This window comes from Dyella sp. (assembly GCF_035685885.1).
Lineage (GTDB): Bacteria > Pseudomonadota > Gammaproteobacteria > Xanthomonadales > Rhodanobacteraceae > Dyella.
Map to the genome: position 1 here is coordinate 14725 of NZ_DASRZX010000043.1, position 23148 is coordinate 37872.

Below are 23148 nucleotides of genomic sequence, written 5' to 3' on the forward strand. Positions count from 1 at the left end.
CGATCAATCGACGCCGAGGGTAAGGTACTCGGCGGTGAAGTAGACGACCTGGTAGGCCAGCGCGAACAGGGCGATGATCAGTTGCGCCCGGCGGCTGGCGAGCCACGCGCCGAGGCCCGCGATCACCAGCATCAACACCGTGTGCACCGGATACGCGTGGCCCAGCATGTGCCAGCGGCTTTCGCCCTTGAGCGTGGTGTCTGCCAAGTCCATCAGCGTGATCAGCGCGATCATGCCGAAGAACCAGCCGCGACGTTGGATCAGGTAGTGCTCGTAGCTGCCGTACTCGCGTACGTCCTTGGGGAACAGCAGCGTCGACACCATGAAGTAGGTGGCGCAATAGGCGATGACGAATACGTACTTGCCAAAGGTCCACAAGGTGACCTGGGTAAGACGAAACTCCCACCACCAGAAGGTGACGATGGACAGGAATGCCCACGCCGCCCATGTCATGTGGATCCACGACCAGCCGTAGCGCCGGGGATGCTCGATCACCGATGCCAGGCCACTCAGCAGCGTGGTGATGCCCATGCCGAGGATGATGCTCAGCACCACGCGGATATGGGGATAGAGCAGGTCTGGATTCATGGCGGTCGTTTCCCGTTGCGCATGCCGGTCCCCTTCGTTTGTCCGCGTTCGTCAGATGCCGCTGGCGCTGATGCGGTAGCGTGCGCGCCCGCGTGCCTTGGCGTCGTACAGCGCTTCATCGGCGAGGTGCAGCAGGGCATCGGCGGAAGTGACGTTGCGATGCAGTGCAAGACCGATGCTCAGCGATACCTGCAGCGACTTGGTGTCGATCATTACTGGCGGCTGCATGGCCTCTTCGATCTTTCGCGCCAGCGCCTCGGCGTCGGCGACGCTTTCGATGTCGTGGCAAAGGATCACGAACTCGTCGCCGCCCAGCCGTGCGAGCAGGTCGGTGCGCCGCACGCAGGATTTCAGGCGCGCGGCGACTGCGCACAACGCCTCGTCGCCGGCGGCATGGCCATAGGTGTCGTTGATCTGCTTGAAGTGGTCGATGTCGATCAGCATCAACAGCAGCGGCGCGTGCGTGAGCGAGGCACGTTGGATCGACAGCTCGATGCCTTCGCGGAACGAGAGCCGGTTGGGGATGCCGGTGAGCGTGTCCTGGCGCGCGAGGATGGCCAGCTGCTGCTCGGCCTGCTTGATGCGGGTGACGTCGGTGGTCAGGATGTACATGCCGTTGCGTTCGCCGGTGGCTGAGGTCGCCGGCAGATAAGTGGTCTGGAAATAGCGCCGTCCCTTGCCATAGTCGGCGTCGTACTCGAACGTGGTCACCGTGCCCGACAGTGCCAGCGTGATATGCGGTTCCAGCAGCGCGTACGCCTCGGCGCCGCGAACATCCTCGATGGTCCGGCCCAGCATCTTTTCGGGATCGATGCCCACCACTTCGCCCACGTAACCGTTGACGAAGGTATAGCGTTGCTGCAGGTCCACGTGCGCGATGATGGCCGGCATGTTGTCGGTAATGGTGCGCAGGCGTTTCTCGCTTTCCGCGAGCCTCTGTTCGGCCTCTACGTCTTCCGTGACATCGCGGCCGGTGTAAACCAGTTCCATCTCGCCCTCGTGGTCGGGACTGGGCGCGACCCGCGCCAGGGCTTCGATCCACATGTACTCGCCCGAGCGGCGACGCAACCGATAGCGCGTGAGCGATGGGCGGCCGGTTTCCCACAAGCGCTCGGCTGCCTCGAACGTGATTTCACGGTCATCGGGATGGATCAGCTGGCCGCGCAACTGGGTGAACTCTGCGACTTCCCAGCCGAGCATGTCCTTGACCGAAGGCGACACGTAGCGCCGCGTGCCGTCGCGGGCGATGCGCAGGACGAGGTCGCTCGCATAGTCCGCCAACAGGCGATAGCGGTTTTCGCTGTCGCCCACCTGCCGGGCCAGCCGGCGACGATCGGCCAGGGCCAACGCCACCGGCACGGCCACCACGCACAGCACCCCAAGGTAGATCTGCGCGAGCAGCGCTCGCTCGCTGGCGCTGGCATCCGGAATAAGGTCGAACGGACCATGTCCCAGCGCGGTGGCGAAGGTGGTGACCAGCGCCACCAGCGCAATGCCGATCACCAACCCGGGGAAGCGATGCTGAAAGACCATGTAGAGCAGCGGCGCGAATACCACGAACAGCAGGGGGTAGCGCGACTGCCCGAACACGACGACCGCGACCAGCACCAGCAGGCTCGCATCGCGCAGCATGCGCAGCCGGCGCCCGGGTTCGCCCAACACGCGCAGGCCGCGCCGGACAGTCACCAGCGAAAGCGTGCCCACGATCACCATGCCCAACACGTGGGCACGGAACCAGGTGTTGGCGGTCAGCCAGAACGACACGTCGTGCGCCGTCTCCAGCTCGACCGCGGCCAGCAACGCCGAAACCACGCTGCCCAAAAGGGTAGCGCCCAGCGCGATACGGCCAAGCAGCAGGAATTGCGTGTCGTCGGCGATGCGCGGAAACGCACGCCGGATCAGGCTCGCCACGATCAGTATCTCGATGCAGTCACCGGCAGCCAGCGCCAGGCCTGACAGCACATTGGTTTCGCGCGGCCCGCCATGCGTGATGACCTCGCCGAGCGCCAGCGCCACGAACGCCGCTGCGACGGGCCAAGGCCACCGTCGGCGGCTCATGACCAGCAAGCTGCCCACCACGATGCCGTTGGGCACCCAGATAGGCAGGAGACTGCCGACATGCCGGGCAAGCCACAGCGGGCCTGCCGAGGTGACCAGCACCAGCACGAACAGCGTGACCACCACGACCGGCCCGTTCCACGGCCGGTGGCTGGAGTGTCTTGCGTGCGTGGACATGGATGCGGTGATGATGGCCGACCGTGCGAGGCTCACCCATCTTTAGGACGCGCGGCGTCAACGATCTGTCGTCGTGCAGCGCGGCACGTGCGGCTGCAGGAGGTTCAGCGTTGTTCGGGTGGCAGTTTGCGCGCGCTCACCGCCCACGCGGCATGCGCCGCGAGGTCGACGGGTTTCCAGGTCACATGAGTCGTGGCCGGGTGGCGCGCCAGCGTGGCGCCGGGTCGCCATTCAAGCGCGGGCCGGATCGGCCTGGGCACGAAGCCGCCACCGCAGTTGGGGCAGACGTCGTGCAGCAGCGCGACGCAATCACGGCAAAACGTGCATTCGAAGGAGCAGATCATCGCGTCGGTGGACGCAGGCGGCAGCGGCTTGTTGCATTGCTCGCAGGTGGGGCGAAGTTCCAGCATGGGATCTCTCCGGGAGAATCGCATCTTTGCACGGTGCTTCCCATGACCGTCAGTCATTGTGCGGAAGAAGAAAGCGAAAGCGCCGTTTGGCCATCTCCGTGGCGCCGAGCCGGCCATAGAAGCGCGCGGCGTCCGTGTTCCATGACGGTGTCTGCCATTCGATGGCGTGGCAATCCAGCTCACGTGCGAGCGCATGCACCTGTTCCCACAGTCGGGCGCCGATCGAGCGCTGGCGCCAGCCGTCGGCCACGTAGAGGCAGTCCATGTGCAGCTGGCTTGCACGGTCGAGCGTGGAGAAATCCAGCGTCGCGCTGGCGTAGCCAACTGCATGGCTGCCCACGAAGGCCAGCCATGCATGGAGCTGCGGCGGATCGCCTTGCAGGGCGCGGGCCAGCGCATCGATACGCAGTGCCTTCGCATGGGGCAGTCGCTCGTAGGCGGCATGGGATGCGCACAGTTCGACCAGATCGGGTATGTCCGCGATTCGCGCCCGGCGTATCGCCAGCGCTCCGTCTTCAGCCGCGCTCAAGGCCAAAGCCCTCGTCCAGCCAGCCGGTGAGGCCGCCGATCATCTCCTTCACCGGACGACCGAGCTGCGCCAGCTTCACCGCGGCCTTGTTGGCGCCGTTGCAGTGAGGGCCGGCGCAATAGACGACGAACAAGGTGTGCGCCGGATACTCGGTGAGGCGCTGCTCGCTGATCGTGCGCGTGGGCATGTTGAGGGCGCCGGGCACGCGGCCGGCGGCGTAAAGCGCGGGCGTGCGCACATCGAGCAGGATGAAGTCGGCCGTCTCGTGGTGCGTGGCGTAATACACGTCGGCGCAATCGGTCTCAAAGCCCAGCCGGGCCTGGAAATGGGCCAGCGCATCGGTGCTGGCGGCGGCGGGAAAACGCTGGACGACACTGCTCATGGCGACTCGTCGTTAAGGGACGGCGCCAGTATCGGCACTGGTGCCAACCGCCGACATTGGCAAGAATGCCAGTCACCATGAAAAATCCGCCAAAGCGTTCCAGACGTCCATGGGTACCGCAGAACCGCGACGTGGCGGTGCTGATGTACGACGGCCTGTGCACCTTCGAGTTCGGTATCGCCGTGGAAATGTTCGGCCTCTCGCGTCCGGAACTGCCGGAGTGGTACCGCTTCGGCCTCTGCGCGGTGGACGCCGGCGAAATGCGGGCCGCCGGCGGCATGCGCGTGCTGGCGGACAACGGGCTCGAAGCGCTGGCCACCGCAGGCACGGTGATCGTGCCGGGCTGGCGTGGCGTGGACGCCGCGCCGCCGCCCGTGCTGCTCGATGCCCTGCGCGAGGCACATGCGCGTGGCGCACGCCTGCTGTCGTTCTGCTCGGGCGTGTTCGTGCTCGCCGCCACCGGCCTGCTGGACGGACGCCGCGCGACTACGCACTGGCGATACATCGATGCGCTGGCGCAGCGTTTTCCGCGCATCCGCATCGAGCCCGACGTGCTTTACGTGGACGAAGGCAGCCTGCTCACCTCGGCGGGATCCGCGGCGGCGATCGATCTCTCGTTGCATCTGATCCGACGCGATTACGGTCCTGCGGTCGCCAACATGGTGGCGCGCCGCGCTGTGGTGCCGGCGCATCGCGATGGCGGGCAGGCGCAATTCATCCAGTGGGCCGTTCCCGAACAAGGCGCAACACTGGGCAAGCTGCTCGAATGGATGCGACGTCATCTGGACCAGCCGCTGCCATTGCCCGAACTCGCCGAGCGTGCGCGCATGAGCGAACGCACCCTGTTACGCCGCTTCGAGGAAGCCACCGGTTGCTCGCCCAAGCAATGGCTCACCCGCGAGCGGCTCAACCGCGCGCGCGAACTGCTGGAAGGCAGCGACCTGCCGGTGGAACGCGTCGCGGATGTCTGCGGTTTTGGCAGTGCCGATACACTGCGCCACCACTTCCGCCATCATCTGCAGCTGAGCCCGGCGCGCTATCGCGAACGTTTCACACACGCCCGCTAGCCTTGGCGGAGTTCGTGCCGCCCTTGCCACCGATCGCCGCCGCCATGAAGGACCCTGCATGATCTACGTATGGATGAGCGTTGCCTGCAGCGTGCTGGTCTCGGTGCTGCTCAAGCTCGCGCGTCGCCTGGAAGTGGATGTGGGCCAGGCCATCGCCTGGAACTACGTTGCTACCAGCGTGCTCACGGCGATGGTGTTCCACCCGTCGCTGGATGTGCTCAAAAGCGCGCAGGCGCCATGGCTCGGGTTCGTCGGGCTGGGCGTGTTGCTGCCCCTGATCTTCCTGGCGCTGGCAGCCTCCGTGCGCAACGCGGGCATCGTGCGCACCGACGCGGCCCAGCGGTTGTCCCTGCTGCTTTCGCTGCTTGCCGCGTTCCTGCTGTTTGGCGAAACGCTCAACGCGTGGAAGGGCGGCGGCATCGCACTCGGTCTGCTGGCGCTGTCATGCATGGTGTGGAAGGTCGATGCGCGCAGCACGGAAGAAACCACGCGCGGATGGCTATGGCCGCTGGTGGTGTTCATCGGCTTCGGCCTGATCGACATCCTGTTCAAGCAGGTGGCACGCGCCGGCACGCCGTTCGCCGCCTCGCTGCAGGCGATGTTCGCACTGGCCCTGCTGGTATCGGTCGCGTTGCTGCTGTGGCGGCGCTGGCGCGACCGCACCTTCTTCACCCTGCGCGACGCCGTCGCCGGCCTGCTGCTGGGCCTGGCCAACTTCGGCAACATCGTGTTCTACGTGCGCGGCCACCAGGCCTTGCCCGATCATCCCTCGCTGGTCTTCGCCAGCATGAACCTCGGCGTCGTGGCGGTGGGTGCACTGGTCGGCACGCTGGCCTTCCGCGAGCGGCTCAGCTGGATCAATGCGCTGGGCCTGGGCCTTGCCCTGCTGGCCATCGGCCTGATCGCCTGGGCCTGACGCTGCTTTGGCTTTTGTGGGAGCTCACCCTGTGCGCGACCGTGGGCTGTCCGAAGTCATTATTCTCCTGTCGTCGCCATGGCGGTCACTCATGAACCTGCAGGCCCGTCGCGCACAGGGTGCGCTCCTGCAAAGGCGCCGCCTCGCGAAGACGTGAATTGATCGGGAGCTTTCATCATGCGGGAGCTCACCCTGTACGCGACAAGGCCGCTAGGCCGTCCCCTTCACGCCCACGTATCCGCCACCGCCCTACGCTCGCCGTTCCCTCAACCGGAGCGCCTGTCATGAGTACCGAAACCGTCGCCAAGCGACTGGTCGCCATGTGCCGCCATGGCCAGTTCGAGGAAGCGCAGCACGAGCTGTACGCCAAGGATGCCGTGAGCACCGAGCCCGAGGCCGCGGCGAACGGACCGCTGGGCAACGTGAAGGGGCTCGATGCGATCCTCGAGAAAGGCAGGCGCTTCCAGGCGAACATCGTCGAGGTGCACGGCGTGGAGGTCAGCGATCCGATCGTCGCGGGCAACTGGTTCAGTGCATCGATGACGCTCGACGTGACCATGAAGGAATACGGGCGCATCACCATGACCGAGATCTGCGTGTATCACGTCAAGGACGACAAGATCGACTCCGAGCAGTTCTTCTACGACATGGGCTAATACGTCCCCTCCCATGTAGGAGCGCACCCAGTGCGCGATCGGCGATTCTCCTGTTGCCGCGCGGGGCTCACCCTGGCGCCATCGTGCAGGACCATCGCGCACCGGGTGCGCTCCTGCAGAGGTTGGGATGACGCGGTCCCAAACAAAAAGCCCCGCTTTCGCGGGGCCCTTCGTCACTTGCACCAGCGTGGTACTCAGTCGATATCGAGGAACGAGCGCAGCTGCTCCGAGCGGCTCGGGTGACGCAGCTTGCGCAGCGCCTTGGCCTCGATCTGGCGGATGCGTTCACGCGTGACGTCGAACTGCTTGCCGACTTCTTCCAGCGTGTGATCCGTGTTCATGTCGATGCCGAAGCGCATGCGCAGCACCTTCGCTTCACGCGGGGTGAGGCCGGCGAGCACGTCGCGCACGGTTTCCATCAGGCCCGTCTCGGTGGCCGACTCGATCGGCGAGGCAGCATTGCTGTCCTCGATGAAGTCGCCCAGATGCGAATCCTCGTCGTCGCCGATCGGGGTTTCCATCGAGATCGGCTCCTTCGCGATCTTCAGCACCTTGCGGATCTTGTCCTCGGGCATCTCCATTTCCTTGGCCAGCTCCTCCGGCGTCGGCTCGCGGCCGAACTGCTGCAGCATCTGGCGGGAAATGCGGTTCAACTTGTTGATCGTCTCGATCATGTGCACCGGGATACGGATGGTGCGCGCCTGGTCGGCGATCGAACGGGTGATGGCCTGGCGGATCCACCACGTGGCATACGTGGAGAACTTGTAGCCGCGACGGTATTCGAACTTGTCCACCGCCTTCATCAGGCCGATGTTGCCTTCCTGGATGAGGTCGAGGAACTGCAGGCCTCGGTTGGTGTACTTCTTGGCGATCGAGATCACCAGGCGCAGGTTCGCCTCCACCATTTCCTTCTTGGCGCGACGGGCCTTGGCCTCGCCGATCGACATCGTGCGGTTGATTTCCTTGATGTCGGTCAGCGGCAGGAACAGCTGGCGCTCGATGGAAGCGAGCTTCTCCTGCTCGCCATCGATCGCTTCCTTGTGCGGCTTGATGTTCGGCGACCACTTCTGGCGCTTGCGACCCAGTTCGTTGGCCCACTCGAGGTTGCCCTCGTTGCTTGGGAACGCCTTGAGGAACTCGGCCTTGGGCATCTTCACGTGCTTGACGAAGATGTCCATCAGCACGCGCTCGTGGTGACGGATGTCGTTGACCACTTCGCGCAGCTTGCGCACGAAGCCGTCGATCAGCGCGGACGGCAGCTTAAGCTTGAGGAATTCCTCAGCCATCTGCTCGCGCAGCTTCACGACCTTCTTGTCGGTGATGTCGGTGGCCTTGGCCGCCGCCTTCTGGAACTTGCCGTAGTAGTCGCGCAGCAGTTCCATGCGGCGCTTGACCTCTTCCGGATCTGGACCGGTCGGGCCCGCTTCCTCTTCTTCGCTGGCGCCTTCTTCGCCTTCTTCCTCTTCTTCCTCGGTTTCGGCGTCCAGCTCAGCCTCGGCCGCGGCAGCCTGGGCCGCGTCGGCGGCTTCTTCCAGGTCGGCGAAGCCGGCGAGGATCTCGCTCAGGCGACGCTTGCCGTCCAGATGCTGGTCATATTCCTCAAGCAGCAGCTGGACCGTCAGCGGGAAGGTCGCCAGTGCCGTCTGCACCTGGCCCAGGCCTTCCTCGATGCGCTTGGCGATGGCGATTTCGCCCTCGCGGGTCAGCAGCTCGACCGTACCCATCTCGCGCATGTACATGCGCACCGGGTCGGTGGTGCGGCCCACTTCGGAGTCGACGGCCGACAGCAGCGCCACGGCTTCTTCGGCGGCGGCTTCGTCGTCGGTGGATGCACCGGGGGCGTTGTCCGACAGCGGATCGGCATCCGGCGCGGCATCGTGGACTTCGATGCCGACGCCCTTGAGCACCGCCATGATGTCTTCGATCTGCTCCGGATCGACAATGTCGTCGGGCAGGTGGTCGTTGATCTCGGCGTAGGTCAGGTAGCCCTGCTCCAGACCCTTGGAGATGAGCGCCTTGATTTCAGACTGTTGCTCGGGAGCTTTGCTATTCATACCTACCGCCGCGTATGCAGGAACCGATCAGTATACCCATGTGATGCTTTTTTGACCAGTTTTCAAGTAAGAAAAATGGAGGCGGCGATACGCAAAAATCGCGCCAAATCGGCATCTTCCGGGGATTTTGTCGAAGAAGAACGACGTGTGCCAGGGATGGTGACGCTCATGGCGTCTCCAGCCAGAAAGTGACGGGCCCGTCGTTCACCAGATGTACCTCCATATGGGCGCCAAAGCGGCCGATTTCCACCCTTGGATGCGCCGCGCGTGCCAGTTCCACCAGGCGTTCGAACCAGCGGCGGCCTTCTTCGGGCGCGGCCGCGCTGGTGAAACTGGGGCGCATGCCGGAGCGTGTGTCGGCAGCCAGGGTGAACTGGCTGACCAGCAGCAGTTCGCCGCCGGTGTCGGTCAGCGAACGGTTCATGCGGCCCTGTTCGTCGGCGAACACGCGATAGCCCAGCAGGCGTTCGAGCATGCGCTTGGTGCGCGCCTCGTCATCGCCGGGCTGCACGGCCACCAGCGCCAGCAGGCCGGCGCCGATGGCACCGACGGTCTCGTTTTCGACATCCACACGGGCGGACAGGACGCGCTGGATCAGGGCGATCATGGGAGACATAACGGCTGGGTTGGCCAAAAGCTTAGGACCTGGCCACCACCGGCGGTAGCCTCGGAAGCACAAACGACGGCGCTCGCTCCGTGGTTGACCCTCGAACCGCGCGCGGCCCGGTTACACTGCGCCGCTCATGCGATTCGACATCTACCTCCTCTATCTGCTCCTGCGCCTGTTCGGAAAGCTGCCGTTGCGCACGCTGCACGGCGTCGGCGCCGCCATCGGTCGGTTCTTGCGGTGGTCGCGCAGCCGCACGGTGCACAACACCTCGGTGAACCTGCGCATCGTGCGTCCGCAACTGGACGATGCCGCCCACGCCGTTCTGCTGCGGGAGGTGATGGAAGACAGTGGCCGCTCCGCCACCGAGATCGCCAGGATCTGGGGCAACGACGCCGAGCGCGCGCTGGACCTGGTCCGCGAAGTGCGTGGCGAAGCCTTGTTCGACGCCGCGCTGGCCGGCGGCAAGGGCGTGATCATCGCCGCGCCGCACCTGGGTTGCTGGGAGCTGCTCAACTACTGGCTGTGCCGCAAGACGCCGATGGCGATCCTGTATCGCCCGCCGCGCATTGCCGCGGTGGAAGGCCTGCTGCGCAAGGTTCGCGGCGCGCTGGCGCCCGAGCAGGTGCGCGCCGAAGGTGCTGGCGTGCGCACGCTGTACAAGCGGCTGGCCGCCGGCGGCACGGTGGGCATCCTGCCCGACCAGAAGCCCCGGGCCGGCGAAGGCGAGGTGGCACCGTTCTTCGGCCAGGACGCCCTGACGATGGTGCTGCTGCCGCGACTGGCGGCCCGCACCGGGGCGACCGTGCTGTTTGCCTTCGCCGAACGCCTCCCACGCGGCGAGGGCTATCGCATCCATCTGCTGCCGGCGCCGGAAGGCCTTGACGATGCGGATCTTGCCGTCGCCTGCCGCGCCCTCAACCGGGGCGTGGAACAGTGCGTGGAGCTGGCCTTTACGCAGTACCAGTGGCACTACAAGCGCTACTCGGCGGATACGTGGCGCAGTCCTTATGACTGAGAAGTGAGTCGAGAGGAGTGAGCAGTGAGCAGTGAGAGGCGGCAATCGCCGGCCTTCTCGCACTGCTCACTCCTCTTCACTCACTCCTGCCTCACTCCTGCCTCTCGACCCGCTTCAGAAAGACCGTCATTTCCTTCTCCGCCTGCTTGTCGCCCCGCGCCTGCGCCGCGGCGACGCCCTGCCGCCATGCCTCGGCGGCGCCGGTCTTGTCGTCCAGCATCAGGCAGGCCTTGCCCAGCAGTTTCCAGGCGGCCGAATAGTTCGGGTCGAAAGCCACCGCCTGTTTCAGTTCGACGGCGGCGGCCGTGGCGTCACCCGTGGCCAGCAGCGCGTTGCCCAGCGAGAAGCGCAGCAGCGCGCCATCGCGCGGACCGCCGCACTGCGCGCGCAGGTTGGCGATCAGGGTCTCATTCATTACTGCAGGGCGCGGAAGCGCCACTCGTCGACCTTGTAGATGCGCGTCGGGTGCGGCGGCTCGGGTGGCACACGGCCGGCGCGCAGATCCGCCAGCGACTTGGCCGGCCAGATCACCACCCAGCCCGAACGGAACGGCTGCACCAGCAGCGCATAGCGCAGCGCGTTGTTGGAGAGCTTGTCCGGGTGCTCGATGATCAGGCCGTCCGGATGGTCCTGCGCAAACCCCTGCAGCGAGGCGCCTTCATACAGGCGCTCGATCGGCTGGGTGAGCCGGCCTTCGAAGTGGAACTGCCCTTCGTAGTTGCCCAGCAGGCCGATCGTGCGGTGGTCGGCGTCCGCAGCATGCAGCAGCTCGGCCGAAGGACGCAGGTCGAAGTTCTGCCACATGGTCAGCGTGAACAGCGTATTGAGTGCCAGCGTGCCGACCAGGCCGGCAAAGGCCAGGCGGCGCACTTCGCCGCGCCCACGCAATAGCAGCAGGGCGCCGAGCAGGATGAACACAGCACTGAAGTACCGGCTATAGCGTTGCGTGCTGTCGAACCACTCGCCATGCAGGTCGTTGTGCGCCACCAGCACCGGCAACACGAACAGGAAGATGCCGAACAGGATGCCGCCCACGCCCAGCGGCCAAGTGCCCAGCCAGCCTGTGTTGGCCAGCGCCGGGCGTTGGTCACGCAGCACCGCCACGGCGCCAGCGATGAGCAGGGCCGCACCGGCGAACTCCGGCAACGGGTAGTAGAGCTGCTTGCCGCTGATGAAGCAGAACGTGACCATCACCGGCAGCACCCAGCACAGTGCGAAGCGGATGCCGCTATCGAGCGGACGGCGCAGCGTGACCAGCGCGGCCCAGGCCCGCGGCCAACCGCTGAACGGGAACAGCAGCGCCGGGATCATCGGCAGGTACCACCAGAACGGACGGGCGTGGTCGAACGCATCCACCACGCGGCCCGCGGTCTGGGTGAAGAACAGGCGCTGGCGGTACGCCTCGCCACCGGCGAAACCGGCCGGCAATGCCCACGCCAGCAGCATGGCGCCGCCCAGCAGCACGGCCAACGCACCGCGTCCGTACCAGCGGCCGCGGTTGTCGCGCGCCCAGTCGTTCCACAGCGGACCCAGCAGCCACGGGAAGGCGACATGCAGCAGCATCACCGGTCCCTTGGTCAGCAGGCCCGCGCCGATGCACAGGCCAAACAGCAGCCAGCGCGGCTCCGCGCGCTGCGGCTTGGGCGTCAGGCACAGCAGCGCTGACAGCACGCACACGGCCAGCAGCACCTCGTACATGATCTGCAGGCCGAACAGGAACGCGTAACCCAGCGCCAGCAGCATCCACGGCGCGCCCTTGGCGACCCACGGACGCGACGGGAACAGCCGTGCCGCCATCACCGATACCAGCACCAGCTGGGTGCCGCCGAAGATCACCTCGAGCACGCGCGGCCATACATCGTTCACGCCGAAAACGGCCCAGCCGGCGTGGATCAGCCAGAACAGCAGCGGCACCTTTTCGCTGTAGGGCTGGCCATTGATGTGCGGCACCAGCCAGTGATGGTGGTTCCACATTTCCCAGGCCACGGCGAGCGTGCGCGTGGAGTACAGCGGCATCGGTCCGTGCGAGAAGATCGCCAGCAGCGCAGCCAGCGCCCAGAGCGGCAGCCAGGGCCAGAGGGAGCGCAGGTGTTCGGAGCGGCTGTAGCTGCTGGATGCCACGGGCAGTCTTCTTGATGGGAATGAGACGATTCTATCCCGAGCCACCCCTGCTCCATGTTTACCGGCGGCCCAACGGGCCACCGGCGGCTCAGCTGCGGGCGGGACCCCAGTAGCCGATCCGTCGGCGGATCTTCAGTTTTCGCCAGAAATTCCACGGCTTGCGGCGCCGATTGCGGCCGCCGGCGGCGATGAAGCCGTCGATGGCCTGGAGGATGCGTTCACTGGAGTGACCGTCCCGGTACGGGTGGATCGCGTCGCCGTATTCACGGATGGCCTGCATCAGCTCGGGCGGCCGCGACAGCGCCCGCTCGATCGCCGGCTCGAACCGGGAGGCATCATCGATGTCGATCAGCTGCGGACCCGGCCGGCGATTCTTGAAGGTCACCACCGGCTTGCCGGTGAGCAGGAACTCGTTGAGCGCGGACGACGTGTCCGAACACATCATGTCCACCTGGGGGAACAGCTCCAGGATGTTGTCGTTCTCGGCGAACGTCAGGAACTCGTTCTGCAGCGCCTTGTACTTGGCCGTCGTCTCCGGATTCATCTTCGGATGGAAGGTGACGATCCAGCGCCAGCGGCCGTCGCGCGAGAGGCGCTTCACTTCCTCGTACAAGGTCTCGGCCGCGCTCCACGAGGGCGAGAACGTGGAGTGATAAAGGATCACTGGCGGCTGGCGCACCGGCGGCAGCGGGCCGCTGATCTGCTTCATGAAGGGGTCGAGCTTGGGAAAGCCCGTTTCCACCACCGAGAAGTGACCCACCCGGTCGGCGATTTCCCTGAACTTGGCGGTGTCGCGCGGGCCGGTGGTGCAATACAGGTCGAAGAAGCCGCGCACATAGATATGTCGTGGCTTGCCGGCGTCGAAGCCGTGGAAAGTTTCCACCTTCACGCCAGGGAAGAAGTGCGGCACGGCGTTGCTGGAGGTGATCACCGCGCGGGGATTCCAGGCGCGCACTTCCTGCACGGTGAGCAGGCGCTCGCCTTCTACAAGGTCTTCCGCACCGGGACCGTCGAAGAACCAGGCGGCTTCGTCGCCGCGCGCGCGGATCGCTTCCTGCACCGGGCGCAGGATGGCCAGGGCGTAACGTTCGGAGCCGTAGAGAAGGTAGTGCTTTTTAAGAGCGGGTTGCTTGCTCATCGATCGATGCCGTGGCGGGTCAAGGCTTCCGTCGCGCTTTCCAGCGAGGCGGGGTTGCGGCGCATCTCGTAGTAGCGCATGCGTTTGTAGGCCGCGTACGAGGCGGCGGTCTGGGCGATCACGAAGCCGCGCCAGCCGTCGAGGAAGGCGAGCCGGAAAAAATAATCCTTGATGAAGGCGAGCGCGAACACGAACGGCGTCTGCCACATGCGCACCGGCTTGCCCTTCTCCAGCCAGTCACGGCACTTCAGTTCGGCGTAGCGCAACACCTTGAGCTGCTTCTGCGGCAGGCTGGGATTGTTCTCGTGGTTGAAGCGTGCGGCCAGCGTCACCGACGGGCCGTCGAAGCGCAGCGACTCGTGCACGCGCACGTCGGCCCAGCGGGCGCGGTCGCGGTGGAACAGGCGCGCCATCTTCTCGCCCATCGACGGCAGGTACCAGCGCATCGGCGCACCCATGTAAATGGTGGCGCGGCGCAGGATCACCGCGCAGTTGTCGCTGGCCATCAGCTGGGGCAGACGTTGCTCCAGCTCGGCGATCAGTTCCGGCGACAGATATTCATCGGCATCCAGCGCCAGGATCCAGTCGTGGCTGCACTGGGTGGTGGCGAAGTTGCGTTGCGGACCGAACCCCAGCCAGTCCTGGTGCACCACGCGCGCGCCGTGTGCCTGTGCAATGGCGATGGTGTCGTCGGTGCTGCCGCTGTCGATCACTACCTTCTCGAGCGCGAACGGCACGCTGTCCAGGCAGCGCGCAATGGACTTCGCCTCGTTGTAGGTCATGACCACGAGGGTGAGGGGAAAGGTCGGCATGACGTGAATTCTAGCCGTAATCCACGCGACGCCCGGCGCGTTGTCCATATGGCAACAGCAATATGGCGCTCAATGGGGTGGTCGGCTCATTTTCAGCTGCCGGCGTGCACTATCCTGATGGCTTGGTGACACCGGCCTTGGACAGGGCAGGTCCGGACACCTCGTGGGCCGCAGTAATGATCGAGCAAGCAGGCAGTATGGAAAGCAGGGCGAGCCCTTTGAGCGCACATGTAGAAACGAGCACCCGCAGCGTGGTCCGCTCGATCCTGGGCATAGGCATCGCCTGGATGATGCTGGGCATGGTCGTCATGCCGGCCGGTGTTTCATTCAATCCGGGCAAGGCCTACCAGGCCAGCCTGATCCTCCTGCTGTACCTGCCGGCGCTGGTGCTTGCGTTTTCGCAGCGGGCGCTGGTCTGGCGTCAGCTGTGGCCGCTGCCCGCCTTCCGCGTGTTCCTGGTGCTGGTGGCATGGGCGGCGTTGTCGCTGACCTGGGGCGGACCGGCCAAGCCAGGCAATGAACTGGGCAGGCTCATCAGCGTCATGGCCTTCGTGCTGGGCTGGGACGCCTACGCCCGCGATGACGCCGCGCGCATCCGCCAGTTGCTGTTGGGCGTGGGCCTGGCGATCGCCGCCTGTGCCTTGTTCTACAGCGCCAAGTTCGTCGTCGACCCGGTGGACGACGGCCGCATCGTCGGCGAAGGCACCATTGCGACCGCCAACTACGCGGCCGCGCTGATGGGCGTGGTCGCCCTCTGGCTCAGCCAGCTGTCGATCGCGGACCGCCGCTGGTCGCGACTGCGCTGGGTGGCGATTCTTCCGCCGCTGGTGTTCGTGGCCCTCACCCAGACGCGCAGCGTATGGCTGGCACTCTGCGTCAGCGCCGTGCTGATGCCGCTGTGGCTGCGCCCGCGCCGGTTCCGCTGGGTGGTGCCGGCGATCCTGGTGGCGGCGCTCGCGCTGGCGGTGTGGCCCACCGGCCTGTTGCTGGAGCGCGGCACATCGCTGCGTCCGGAGCTGTTCCTGCATTCCATGCACCTCATCATGCAGCACCCGCTGCAGGGTCTGGGCCAGGGCGCACCCTTCCTGCTGCTGGTCAACGGTGCCAACTACACGCATACCCATAACCTGCTGACCCAGGTGACGGTGGAACTGGGCCTGCCCGGCCTGCTGCTGACGGTGGCCATGTGGCTGCTGGTGGCCTGGCAGGGCTGGCGCCACCGCGACACCATGCAGGGCCGGCTGGTGCTGGCCATCTGGGTCTATGCGTCGGTGGTGCTGCAGTTCGACATGCCGCAGATGCTCGACAGCCCCCGGCCGGCGTGGCTGCTGGTGTGGCTGCCGTTTGCGCTGACCCTGGGCATGGCCTGGCGGGACCGCCAGACAATCGCCGCTCAATAAAACTAAAGTACCCCGACGCTGAACGGGGTATCGGGGATATCGATGAACAAAGTGCTGGTGACCGGTGGTGCCGGGTTTCTGGGTTCGCATCTGTGCGACCGCCTGGTGCGCGACGGCCATGACGTGCTGTGCGCGGACAACTTCTTCACCGGCAGCAAGCAGAACATCGCCCACCTGCTGAACCACCCGTACTTCGAGCTGATGCGCCACGACGTCACCTTCCCGCTCTACGTGGAAGTGGACCGCATCTTCAACCTCGCCTGCCCGGCCTCGCCCGTGCATTACCAGCACGATCCCGTGCAGACCACCAAGACCAGCGTGCACGGCGCCATCAACATGCTGGGCCTGGCCAAGCGCACGCACGCGCGCATCCTGCAGGCCTCCACCAGCGAGGTCTACGGCGACCCCGAAGTGCATCCGCAGCGCGAGGACTACTGGGGCCGGGTGAACCCGATCGGCTTCCGCAGCTGCTACGACGAAGGCAAGCGTTGCGCCGAGACGCTGTTCTTCGACTACCACCGCCAGCACAACCTGGACATCAAGGTGGTGCGCATCTTCAACACCTACGGCCCGCGCATGCATCCCAACGACGGGCGCGTGGTGAGCAATTTCATCGTGCAGGCGTTGCGCGGCGAGGACATCACCATCTATGGCGACGGCAGCCAGACGCGCAGCTTCTGTTACGTGGACGACCTCATCGAAGTGATCGTGCGCATGATGGACAGCGAGGCGGGCTTCACCGGTCCCGTCAACATCGGCAACCCGGTGGAATACACCATGCTGCAGCTGGCCGAGCGCGTGCTGGCGCTGGTGGGTGGCCGCTCGAAGCTGGTATTCCGTCCGCTGCCCTCGGATGACCCGCGCCAGCGCCAGCCCAACATTTCGCTGGCCAAGGAAAAACTCGGCTGGGAACCGAAGGTCGGCCTCGACGACGGCCTGCGCGAAACCATCGCCTACTTCCGCAAGCTGCTGCATGGAGAGGTGGCGGCATGACGGCCGGGGTGACCTTCAGCGTCATCATCACCAACTACAACTATCGCGATTACGTCGGCCAGGCAGTGGACAGCGTGCTGGCGCAGACGCGTGCCGCCGCGCAGGTCATCGTGATGGATGATGGTTCCACCGACGGCTCGGCGGCGTGGCTGGCCGAACGCTACGGCAATGAAGCGCGCGTGACGCTGCGCTGCGTGAGCAACGGCGGTCAGCTTTCGGCCTTCGTGAAGGGCCTCGACGGCGTCACCGGCGACGTGGTGTGTTTCCTCGATGCAGACGACTACTGGGGTGAGGATTACCTCGCCCGCGTCGGCGAGGTCTACGACACGCGGCGCGACATCGATTTCGTGTTCACCGACGTCAGCCTGTTCGGCAACGAGCAGGGCATCCAGGGCTATGCCGACCATGCGGTGGACCTCGGTTATACCGCCATCAGCACCTGGGTCACCGCTTACTGGTACGGCGCGGCCACCTCCGCGCTGTCGATGCGCCGAACCTGGGCGCAGCGCGCGCTGGACCTGCCGCCGACCTTCCTGCACACCTGGCGCATCTCCGCCGACAACTGCCTGGTGTTCGGCAGCAGCGTGCTCGGCGCGCGCAAGTACTATCTGCCCACCGGCATGGTGCACTACCGCGTGCACGGCGCGAACGGCTGGTGGCATGCGCGTGATCGCGAGAACCAGTTCGCCAACCTGTTCCGCTCGCGCACTTTGATCAACCAGTACGCCGAACGCATGCATATGGACGTCCATACGCTGGATCTGGCCAAGGCCGAGTTCCGCAGCAAGCCTGCACCCGGCATTGATGAGGCATGGCGTTACGCTGCCATCGCCCTGCGTCGTGGCGCCGCCGCGTGGCCCAAGCGGCTGGATCGTGCCGTCTCGATCCTGCGCCACGGCATGCGACAGCGCCGCAAGGCTGGCGCGTGAGCGACATGCAGGCAGCCGCGATGCCGGACGATCTCACCCTGCGTGTCAGTGTGGTGGTGCTGACCTACAACTGGCCGGAGGCGCTGGAGCGCGTGCTTGAAGGCCTGGCGAAGCAGACGCAGCTGCCCTTCGAAGTCATCGTCGCCGATGACGGCTCGCGGCCGGAGACCGCCGCGTTGATCGCGCGGATGGCCGCCACGTTCCCGGTGCCGCTGCGTCACCTGTGGCAGGAAGACCACGGCTTTCGCGCGGCACGCGCGCGCAACCGCGGCATTGCCGCCAGCCGCGGTGATTACGTGTTGCTGCTCGATGGCGACATGCTGGTGCATCCGGATTTCATCGCGGACCACCTGATGCTGGCCGAACGCGGCTACTTCCTGCAGGGCGGACGCCTCAAGGCCACGCCGGAAGAATCCGAGCGCCTGCTGGCGGGCGGCAAGCCGGTATTCGCGCCGTGGGTGAAGGCCAACTTCGACGAGTTCGACGGTACCCGTCGCCTCTACGCATTCCGCTCGCCGCTGCTGGCGCGATGGAAAGCGCGTTCGCGCAACGGCGGGCGCGTGATGAGCTGCAACATGAGTTTCTGGCGCGACGACCTGCTGCGTATCAATGGCTTCGACGAACGCATGGAAGGTTATGGCGCCGAAGACCGTGAACTGGCCGCACGGCTGGAAAATGCCGGCCTGCGCCGCCGTCCGCTGAAGTGGAGTGCGCTGGCCGAGCACCTGTGGCACGACTCGCGCTCGCCGCCGGACGTGGACGATATGGATCTCCCCAACAATCGCCTCTTCCATGCCACGCGTACGCAAGGCATCACATGGTGTGAGCGGGGCATCAGTCAGCATGTCGACCTGCTCGAGGCGGATCGCGGCTCACCATGAAGCTGCTCTACACCAACTTCCACACGGGCGACGGCGGCGGGCACACCACCTATATCCGTGAACTTGCCGCCGCCCTGGCGTCGAGCCACGAAGTGCATGTCGCCGCACCGCCCGGCAGTCGTCTCAATCGCGAGGCGCGCACGCTGCCCGGCGTATTCGTGGTCGACCAACCCTTCCCCAACGGGCTCAAGCAATGGCGCGAACGCCGCCGCGCTCGCGAGAAGCTCGTGCGCTATCTGAGGGAGCAGGCGTTCGACGTGGTGCACGTGAATGGCTCGGCGGATCACCGGCTGGTGCTTTCGGCGATGCCGGCCCGGCGTCCCGCGCTGGTGTGGACCAAGCACAACTCCAAGGCCGTGCGCGGACTGGGCGCGTGGTGGCGCGCGCGCCGGACGGACCAGGTCATCGCCGTGTGCGATTACACACGTCTTGAACTGGCACATACGGCCTACCGGCATTGCCGGCTGGACACGGTCCACAACGGCGTCGACATCGAGCACTGGTCACCGTGGTCGCCCGAGCAGGCCGCCGTCGAACGGCAGCGTTGGCAGGGCGGCGACAATCGCGTGCTGCTGCTGGGCAGCAACGCCGGCACGGCGAGCTACAAGGGCTGGATGGATCTGCTCGAATCGCTGGCGTTGTTGCCTGACGAAGCGCGTGCGCGCGTGCGCATACTCATCGCCGGCGTTCCGCCCAAGCCTGCGGAGCGGCAGCGCGTGACGGAGCTGGGTCTTGCCGAATGCGTGGCGTTTCCTGGCGTGCTCACCGATCCGCGGCCGATGGTGGCCGCGCTCGACGCGGGCTTCGTGCTGTCCTACGACGTGGAGACCATCTCGTTCGCTTGCCGCGAAATGATGGCGATGGGTAAGCCGGTTCTACTCACCCGTTACGCGGGCCTTCCCGAAAATATCGAAGCGGGCCTCGACGGCTGGCTGGTGCCGGTACGCGATCGCGAGGCCATCGCTGCCGCGGTGCTGAACCTGCTCGAACAGCGCGATGCACTGCCTGCGATGGGCGCCGCGGCGCGTGCACGTGCCGAGCATGAATTCGGTCTGCCGCTGTTCGTGCAGCGTACCGAGTCGGTGTACCAGCGGTTGCTGGCCAGTCGCTAGCTTGGTTCGCGCACTGCGTGCGCTCCTGCAACAACGCAGCCCTGTAGGAGCGCACCCAGTGCGCGATCCAACCCGCCTCAGTCTTCCAGCGAAGCCGCCGACACCCGATCAACGCTCTCGGGCGGCAGGCAGCCCGGTACCACGGCATCGGCCTTGAACATCCACCACTCGCGCCGATTGGCGTGACCCAGGCTCACCGCCTTGCTGCGGTCCACGCACTGGCCCATCACCGGATCCAGCACGAACAGCCAGCGATGCGCCGGATCTTCCGCCTGCCACTTCACGCCCGCGGCGTACTGATCGTGCCAGGGCTGCGTGAAGCCGAAATCGGTGGCCGGATGGTCAAGCATCAGCAGGTTCTGTTCCTTCCACGCGATCATGCCCAGCTGCTCGCCGGGCTTGAGCTGGTTGCGCACGTCTTCCATCAGGCCGGCGGCGGAACTGGAATCGTTGAGGATGGGATACGCCCACAGGCTCCACACCAGCCACATGGCCGCCATGCCGCCCGCCACCGCTGCCACGGCACGCCGCACGCGCAACGTGGCGATGAGCAGCAGCTGCGTGGCGCCGATCACCACAAACATCCACCACAGCGCATGGCCACCGTCGTCAAAGCCACGCGCCGTGGCGAACTCGCTGGCGAACTTCGGATGTGCCACCAGCGCAGCGGCACCCACGCCCAGCATGGCCGCGCCCATCACGCCGATGAAGGCCAGCCCCGCGATGCGCAGCCAGCGCTTCTGCAGCAGCTCTTCCAGGTACGGACCGCTCACCAGCGCCAGCATCGGCAGCGCTGGCATGATGTAGACGTCGCGCTTGCCCTTGGGGATGGAGAAGAACACCAGCAGCAGCACGATCCAGCCCAGCGGCAGCAGCACGCGCGCGTCCTTCGCCTTAAGCGCGCGCCACCAGCGCGGCAGTGTGCCAGGGTAGGTAAGCGCCAGCGGCAGCCAGGTGAACAGCACGATGGGCACGTAATACAGCGTGTTGTGGTGGTGGTCCCACGATTTGCCGTAACGGCCGGCGGTCTGGTGGAACAGGATGTCGTTGACGTAGGCCGCATAGGCAGGATCGCCCGCATGCGCCTTCGCACCCAGCAGCATCGGCACCAGCCACAGCGCCATGGCGATCAGCAACGCCACCAGGCCAAGCGCCCACCGCCACCACGCGCCCGCACCCATGCGCGACACGCCTTGCCATTGTCCGAAGGCGGCCACGAGATACGGCACGAACATCAGCAGCGCAAGCACGCCTACGCCCTTGGTGATCACGCCCAGGCCCGCGCAGAAACAGCCGAACCAGAACGCCCGCCAGTTCGGACCCTTGAGCATGTGCACCAGCAGGCCCCAGTTCGCCGCGGTGATGTAGAACATCACCAGCGGATCGATCTGCGCGCGTTTGGTCTGGTAGACGAACTGGAAGGTGATCAGCAGCGCTGAGGCCGCATAGAGGCCGACTTGCCGGTTCCACAGGCGCCGGCCCAGGTCGTACACCAGCATCAGCGTGCCCAGCGCGGCCAGCAGCGACGGCAGCAGGAACGCGATGCGCCAGCTGCGCACCACTGTGTAGCTGGCCGCTTCCAGCCAGAACAGCATCGGCGGCTTGTCCGAATACAGCTCACTGCCGCGATGCGGAAACAGCCAGTCGCCGCTTTCCACCATCTGCTTGGCGGCCAGGGCGAAGCGCGGCTCGTCCGACGGCCACGGATCGCGCAGGCCCATGCCGGCGCCGATCACCACCAGGGCGATCAGCAACAGCAGCCAGAAGCGTTGGCGTTCCTGCGGGGTAGCTTGGGAAGCATCGAACATGCGTGGATTCCGGGGCGGTGGGGACCGCTTCACAAGAGGGACAGCCTGACGACCGGCGCCTTATGCCGCACTTGGCCGCGAGAGACCGCATTGTGCGCCCGCTGGCCCGGCGCCGCGTCAGACCTTTTCGAGGACGGCATAGTACATGCCGTCCAGGTCGCCATCGCCCGGAAGCATCTGCCAGCCCACCGCCGCGGCTTGGCCGGCGGGCAGCGTGAAGGCAATGGCGCGCGCGTCCTGACGCCCATCGAGCCATGCGTTGATCACGGCATCGTTCTCCTCGCGCAGTAGCGAGCAGGTGATGTAGACCAGACGCCCACCCGGTGAGAGCAGGGGCCACAGGCCGTCGAGAATGCGCCGTTGCTGGGCCACCATGGGCGCGATGTCGCTCTCGCGGCGATGCAGGCGCACATCCGGGCGACGGCGCAGCACGCCAGTGGCCGAGCAGGGCGCATCGATCAGGATGCGGTCGAAGGGCCGGCCGTCCCACCAGCCGGAAGGATCGCCGGCATCGCCGATGGCCAGTGTGGCCGCCAGCCCCAGGCGATCGAGGTTCTGCGTGATGCGGCGTGCCCGCTTCTCGTCGAATTCCAGCGCGGTGAGCGCCACGTCGGCGCGTTCGAGCAGATGGCAGGCCTTGCCGCCCGGCGCGGCACAGGCATCGAGCACGCGCTGGCCGTCCTTCACATCGGCCAGATCGGCCGCGATCTGTGCGGCGCCATCCTGCACGGCAAACGCGCCTTCGGCAAAACCGGGCAGGCGCGTCACGTCGGTGCTGTGCGGAAGCACGATGCCGTCGGCGAGCCAGTCGTGCGGTTCGGCCGTCTGGCCGTCCGAACGGAGCCGCTCGAGCAGCGCCTCGCGCGTGCTGCGGCGCCGGTTCACACGCAGCATCAGCGGTGGCTCGACATTGTCGGCGGTCATTACGGCGTCGGCCTGTTCCGGCCAGTCCTGGGTGATGGCCTTGGCCAGCCAGGCGGGATGCGCATGGCGCGTCTGCGGCCTGGCGTCGAGGAAAGCCAGCAACTCCGTGCGCTCGCGTTGCCAGCGGCGCAATACGGCATTGACCAGCCCGGCCAGCCGCGGACGCTGCAAGGCGCGCGCGGCCTGCACCGTTGCCGCCACCGCGGCGTAGTCAGGCAGTTGGAGGACCTCCAGCTGCACCAGCCCCAGCACCAGCAGCGCATGGATGGCCGGCTCCTTCTGGCGCAGCGGTTTGTCGAGCAAGCGATCGAGCACGGGATCGAAGCGCAGCCACCAGCGCGCGCCATCGCTCAGCAGGGCCATCAGCAGCGCACGATCGCGAGCATCGGGCAGACGTGGCGCGTAACGTTCCATGGCGTCGCGCAGCGAAACACCACGCAGGGCCACGTCGGCAAGGGCTTGGGCAGCGAAGGCGCGGGTGTCGGTCATGGGAGGAAGTTAGTGCAGATGGGTGGAAAGCGGAGTAAACGGCGGAGCAGGATTTTTTTCGTCATTCCGGTGCAGGCTG

Annotated in this window: 22 protein-coding genes; 9 read left to right on the plus strand and 13 right to left on the minus strand. The window is 66.0% G+C overall.

Annotation, left to right across the window (positions count from 1 at the left end):
- Positions 1-3: 3 nt before the first annotated feature.
- The 5 genes from VFG49_RS05295 to VFG49_RS05315 all read right to left on the minus strand — a co-directional run bounded on the left by VFG49_RS05295 (position 4) and on the right by VFG49_RS05315 (position 4144).
- Positions 4-588 (minus strand): hypothetical protein, encoded by a 585-nt coding sequence (locus VFG49_RS05295; RefSeq protein WP_324858473.1) that lies wholly within the window; start codon positions 586-588, stop codon positions 4-6.
- Positions 589-639: 51 nt separating this feature from the next.
- On the minus strand, positions 640-2823 hold the full coding sequence (locus VFG49_RS05300) for a diguanylate cyclase domain-containing protein (protein WP_324858474.1): 2184 nt from the start codon (positions 2821-2823) through the stop codon (positions 640-642).
- Positions 2824-2927: 104 nt separating this feature from the next.
- Entirely contained in the window at positions 2928-3233 is a 306-nt protein-coding gene (locus tag VFG49_RS05305; protein WP_324858475.1) for a DUF1272 domain-containing protein, read from the minus strand.
- A gap of 49 nt (positions 3234-3282) precedes the next feature.
- Positions 3283-3762, minus strand: coding sequence for a GNAT family N-acetyltransferase (locus VFG49_RS05310; protein WP_324858476.1), 480 nt, complete (start codon positions 3760-3762; stop codon positions 3283-3285).
- Positions 3749-4144 (minus strand): rhodanese-like domain-containing protein, encoded by a 396-nt coding sequence (locus tag VFG49_RS05315; protein ID WP_324858477.1) that lies wholly within the window; start codon positions 4142-4144, stop codon positions 3749-3751. Before VFG49_RS05315 ends, VFG49_RS05310 begins: the two co-directional genes overlap by 14 nt.
- Positions 4145-4221: 77 nt before the next feature.
- Between VFG49_RS05315 and ftrA the strand changes: the two genes are divergently transcribed.
- From ftrA to VFG49_RS05330, 3 genes are all read left to right on the plus strand, one after another.
- A complete protein-coding gene (gene ftrA, locus VFG49_RS05320) occupies positions 4222-5211 on the plus strand; it encodes a transcriptional regulator FtrA (RefSeq protein ID WP_324858478.1) in 990 nt (329 codons plus the stop codon).
- A 58-nt stretch (positions 5212-5269) separates the two neighbouring features.
- A complete protein-coding gene (locus tag VFG49_RS05325; protein ID WP_324858479.1) occupies positions 5270-6127 on the plus strand; it encodes an EamA family transporter in 858 nt (285 codons plus the stop codon).
- Between the two features lie 284 nt (positions 6128-6411).
- Entirely contained in the window at positions 6412-6783 is a 372-nt protein-coding gene (locus VFG49_RS05330; protein WP_324858480.1) for a nuclear transport factor 2 family protein, read from the plus strand.
- Positions 6784-6977: 194 nt separating this feature from the next.
- On the opposite strand, the gene rpoD is transcribed toward VFG49_RS05330, so the two are convergent.
- Together rpoD and dtd are read right to left on the minus strand one after the other, a co-directional pair.
- Complete coding sequence (gene rpoD, locus VFG49_RS05335) at positions 6978-8837, minus strand: RNA polymerase sigma factor RpoD (RefSeq protein WP_324858481.1); 1860 nt, start codon at positions 8835-8837, stop codon at positions 6978-6980.
- A gap of 166 nt (positions 8838-9003) precedes the next feature.
- On the minus strand, positions 9004-9444 hold the full coding sequence (gene dtd / locus VFG49_RS05340; protein WP_324858482.1) for a D-aminoacyl-tRNA deacylase: 441 nt from the start codon (positions 9442-9444) through the stop codon (positions 9004-9006).
- 136 nt (positions 9445-9580) lie between these two features.
- On the opposite strand from dtd, the gene VFG49_RS05345 reads away from it, so the two are divergent.
- Positions 9581-10462, plus strand: a complete 882-nt coding sequence (locus VFG49_RS05345; protein ID WP_324858483.1) for a lipid A biosynthesis acyltransferase — start codon at positions 9581-9583, stop codon at positions 10460-10462.
- 91 nt (positions 10463-10553) lie between these two features.
- Here VFG49_RS05345 and VFG49_RS05350 read toward each other — a convergent pair whose 3' ends face one another.
- The 4 genes from VFG49_RS05350 to VFG49_RS05365 all read right to left on the minus strand — a co-directional run bounded on the left by VFG49_RS05350 (position 10554) and on the right by VFG49_RS05365 (position 14533).
- The gene (locus VFG49_RS05350; RefSeq protein ID WP_324858484.1) at positions 10554-10877 is read right to left on the minus strand and encodes a tetratricopeptide repeat protein; all 324 of its coding nucleotides are present in this window, start codon (positions 10875-10877) and stop codon (positions 10554-10556) included.
- Positions 10877-12583, minus strand: a complete 1707-nt coding sequence (locus VFG49_RS05355; RefSeq protein ID WP_324858485.1) for an ArnT family glycosyltransferase — start codon at positions 12581-12583, stop codon at positions 10877-10879. Before VFG49_RS05355 ends, VFG49_RS05350 begins: the two co-directional genes overlap by 1 nt.
- Positions 12584-12671: 88 nt before the next feature.
- A complete protein-coding gene (locus tag VFG49_RS05360) occupies positions 12672-13721 on the minus strand; it encodes a CDP-glycerol glycerophosphotransferase family protein (RefSeq protein WP_324858486.1) in 1050 nt (349 codons plus the stop codon).
- Positions 13718-14533, minus strand: coding sequence for a glycosyltransferase family 2 protein (locus tag VFG49_RS05365; RefSeq protein WP_324858487.1), 816 nt, complete (start codon positions 14531-14533; stop codon positions 13718-13720). The genes VFG49_RS05360 and VFG49_RS05365 overlap by 4 nt, the downstream gene beginning before the upstream one ends.
- A 251-nt stretch (positions 14534-14784) precedes the next feature.
- Between VFG49_RS05365 and VFG49_RS05370 the strand changes: the two genes are divergently transcribed.
- The 5 genes from VFG49_RS05370 to VFG49_RS05390 are packed head-to-tail and all read left to right on the plus strand — an operon-like array spanning position 14785 to position 19848.
- Entirely contained in the window at positions 14785-15933 is a 1149-nt protein-coding gene (locus VFG49_RS05370; protein WP_324858488.1) for an O-antigen ligase family protein, read from the plus strand.
- Positions 15934-15975: 42 nt separating this feature from the next.
- A complete protein-coding gene (locus VFG49_RS05375) occupies positions 15976-16926 on the plus strand; it encodes a UDP-glucuronic acid decarboxylase family protein (protein ID WP_324858489.1) in 951 nt (316 codons plus the stop codon).
- Positions 16923-17855 (plus strand): glycosyltransferase family A protein, encoded by a 933-nt coding sequence (locus tag VFG49_RS05380; protein ID WP_324858490.1) that lies wholly within the window; start codon positions 16923-16925, stop codon positions 17853-17855. The genes VFG49_RS05375 and VFG49_RS05380 overlap by 4 nt, the downstream gene beginning before the upstream one ends.
- Positions 17856-17893: 38 nt before the next feature.
- Positions 17894-18736: a glycosyltransferase family 2 protein gene (locus VFG49_RS05385; protein WP_414649062.1), complete on the plus strand. Its 843-nt coding sequence runs from the start codon at positions 17894-17896 to the stop codon at positions 18734-18736.
- Positions 18733-19848 (plus strand): glycosyltransferase family 4 protein, encoded by a 1116-nt coding sequence (locus tag VFG49_RS05390; RefSeq protein ID WP_324858491.1) that lies wholly within the window; start codon positions 18733-18735, stop codon positions 19846-19848. The genes VFG49_RS05385 and VFG49_RS05390 overlap by 4 nt, the downstream gene beginning before the upstream one ends.
- Positions 19849-19925: 77 nt before the next feature.
- Here the strand turns inward: VFG49_RS05390 and VFG49_RS05395 are convergent, their stop codons facing one another.
- Together VFG49_RS05395 and rsmB are read right to left on the minus strand one after the other, a co-directional pair.
- A complete protein-coding gene (locus VFG49_RS05395) occupies positions 19926-21656 on the minus strand; it encodes a glycosyltransferase family 39 protein (RefSeq protein WP_324858492.1) in 1731 nt (576 codons plus the stop codon).
- 117 nt (positions 21657-21773) lie between these two features.
- A complete protein-coding gene (gene rsmB, locus VFG49_RS05400) occupies positions 21774-23069 on the minus strand; it encodes a 16S rRNA (cytosine(967)-C(5))-methyltransferase RsmB (protein ID WP_324858493.1) in 1296 nt (431 codons plus the stop codon).
- Positions 23070-23148 lie beyond the last annotated feature (79 nt).

Excerpts from the sequence above, each read along its gene's own strand:
- VFG49_RS05345 (WP_324858483.1), top strand. The coding sequence starts at position 9,581 with ATGCGATTCGACATCTACCTCCTCTATCTGCTCCTGCGCCTGTTCGGA.
- ftrA (WP_324858478.1), top strand. The coding sequence starts at position 4,222 with ATGAAAAATCCGCCAAAGCGTTCCAGACGTCCATGGGTACCGCAGAAC.
- VFG49_RS05295 (WP_324858473.1), bottom strand. The coding sequence starts at position 588 with ATGAATCCAGACCTGCTCTATCCCCATATCCGCGTGGTGCTGAGCATC.
- dtd (WP_324858482.1), bottom strand. The coding sequence starts at position 9,444 with ATGATCGCCCTGATCCAGCGCGTCCTGTCCGCCCGTGTGGATGTCGAA.
- VFG49_RS05315 (WP_324858477.1), bottom strand. The coding sequence starts at position 4,144 with ATGAGCAGTGTCGTCCAGCGTTTTCCCGCCGCCGCCAGCACCGATGCG.
- VFG49_RS05300 (WP_324858474.1), bottom strand. The coding sequence starts at position 2,823 with ATGTCCACGCACGCAAGACACTCCAGCCACCGGCCGTGGAACGGGCCG.
- VFG49_RS05350 (WP_324858484.1), bottom strand. The coding sequence starts at position 10,877 with ATGAATGAGACCCTGATCGCCAACCTGCGCGCGCAGTGCGGCGGTCCG.
- VFG49_RS05325 (WP_324858479.1), top strand. The coding sequence starts at position 5,270 with ATGATCTACGTATGGATGAGCGTTGCCTGCAGCGTGCTGGTCTCGGTG.
- VFG49_RS05365 (WP_324858487.1), bottom strand. The coding sequence starts at position 14,533 with ATGCCGACCTTTCCCCTCACCCTCGTGGTCATGACCTACAACGAGGCG.
- rpoD (WP_324858481.1), bottom strand. The coding sequence starts at position 8,837 with ATGAATAGCAAAGCTCCCGAGCAACAGTCTGAAATCAAGGCGCTCATC.
- VFG49_RS05395 (WP_324858492.1), bottom strand. The coding sequence starts at position 21,656 with ATGTTCGATGCTTCCCAAGCTACCCCGCAGGAACGCCAACGCTTCTGG.
- VFG49_RS05305 (WP_324858475.1), bottom strand. The coding sequence starts at position 3,233 with ATGCTGGAACTTCGCCCCACCTGCGAGCAATGCAACAAGCCGCTGCCG.
- VFG49_RS05390 (WP_324858491.1), top strand. The coding sequence starts at position 18,733 with ATGAAGCTGCTCTACACCAACTTCCACACGGGCGACGGCGGCGGGCAC.
- rsmB (WP_324858493.1), bottom strand. The coding sequence starts at position 23,069 with ATGACCGACACCCGCGCCTTCGCTGCCCAAGCCCTTGCCGACGTGGCC.
- VFG49_RS05360 (WP_324858486.1), bottom strand. The coding sequence starts at position 13,721 with ATGAGCAAGCAACCCGCTCTTAAAAAGCACTACCTTCTCTACGGCTCC.
- VFG49_RS05380 (WP_324858490.1), top strand. The coding sequence starts at position 16,923 with ATGACGGCCGGGGTGACCTTCAGCGTCATCATCACCAACTACAACTAT.
- VFG49_RS05375 (WP_324858489.1), top strand. The coding sequence starts at position 15,976 with ATGAACAAAGTGCTGGTGACCGGTGGTGCCGGGTTTCTGGGTTCGCAT.
- VFG49_RS05330 (WP_324858480.1), top strand. The coding sequence starts at position 6,412 with ATGAGTACCGAAACCGTCGCCAAGCGACTGGTCGCCATGTGCCGCCAT.